We start from the raw sequence: 1,405 nt of genomic DNA on the forward strand, positions 1-1,405 counted from the left end.
AAAACCGATCACTGATTACCGGTGACAGGGAGGTGAAAAAATTGAAAATAGAACTACCCCAGCAAATAATCAGCGAATTTTGTCAGAAATGGCAGATATCTGAAATGTGTTTATTCGGATCGGTTTTGCGGGAAGATTTTCGTCCAGATAGCGATATTGATATACTGGTCAGTTTTCAAGATAGTGTTTCTTGGGGACTTCTGGAGTTTTCGAGGATGAAACGGGAATTAGAGAATTTATTGGGACGGAAAGTTGATTTGCTAACGAAAAAATCGATCGAGCAGAGTCATAATTGGATTCGTCAACGAGAGATTTTAGAGACAGCACAAGTGATTTATGTGGCGGGATAAGGCTTTTTTACTAGATATTGTCCGAGCCGGTCAATTAGCTCAATAATTTGCCGATCAACCGGCAAAATTTGCAGGTGTTTGTCAGAAAAATTTTGAAAATGTACCGCTCCTCGATCGAGAGTTAGAATTGATTTTAGAGACAATAAAAGTGATTTAACCAAATGATTGCTAACTTTGACCATAACTATCTTTCCCCGGAAGATTATTTAGCAACGGAGAGAATAGCCAAGGATAAACACGAATACATTCGCGGTCAAACCTACGCCATGGCTGGTGCGAGTAAAGCCCATGGTATGATTATTATCAACTTAGCCACGCTTTTAAAAAACCGGCTGCGGGGTAGTGGTTGTCTTGTCTATGCCACAGATATGAAAGTTCGTCTAGAAATAGCTAATAGTTATTTTTATCCCGATCTTGTGGTCACTTGCGACTCGCGAGATAATCAGTCTTTCTCGGAAGATTTTATCCGTTATCCGCGCTTGATTGTAGAAGTATTATCCCCCACTACGGCTGCCTTTGCTCGCAACGCGCTCGCGAAGCGAGATCGGGGTGATAAATTTGCCGACTATCGTTCCCTTGAAACTTTAGAAGAATACGTTCTTATCAGTCAAGAACGCATCAGTGTGGATTGTTTTCGTCGCAATGACGAAGGATTCTGGGTTCTTTATCCCTACAGCAAAGGAGCAGATATTTATCTAGCTAGTATCGATTTTCACTGTGCGATCAAATCTTTATATGAAGATATAACAGAAATCCGTTAAAAAATCAGATAAGTTTTTTTCTATGTACTATTTACTTTTTACTTGATTAATGCTTGTCATCCTCTCCGCTATTGTTCCAGTGGGTTTTATTATCCTCATCGGTGTGATAGCAGGAAAAATTCTCACTGTGGAAGTGCATTCCCTTTCCCAAATCACGGTATATATTCTTGCCCCCGCTTTGGTGATTGATGGACTCTATCACACCACTTTATCCGGCAGCAATATCGGTTTAATTATCCTAGGCTTTGCCCTTATTTCACTGGTAATGGTGATTGTCGTCGAAATTATGGCCTA

The 1,405-nt window shown here is 40.3% G+C and carries 2 protein-coding genes and 1 pseudogene; all 3 read left to right on the forward strand.

Going from position 1 to position 1,405, the window contains the following annotated elements:
- Positions 1-350, forward strand: a 350-nt coding sequence (locus tag PX481_RS12875) for a nucleotidyltransferase family protein (RefSeq protein ID WP_288094690.1), incomplete at its 5' end; no start/stop codon positions are given.
- A gap of 161 nt (positions 351-511) precedes the next feature.
- Complete coding sequence (locus PX481_RS12880; protein WP_288094691.1) at positions 512-1,111, forward strand: Uma2 family endonuclease; 600 nt, start codon at positions 512-514, stop codon at positions 1,109-1,111.
- A gap of 49 nt (positions 1,112-1,160) precedes the next feature.
- Positions 1,161-1,405 (forward strand): annotated as a pseudogene (locus PX481_RS12885) (AEC family transporter); the annotation flags it as partial.

It is taken from the genome of Microcystis sp. M53603_WE2, from assembly GCF_030065435.1.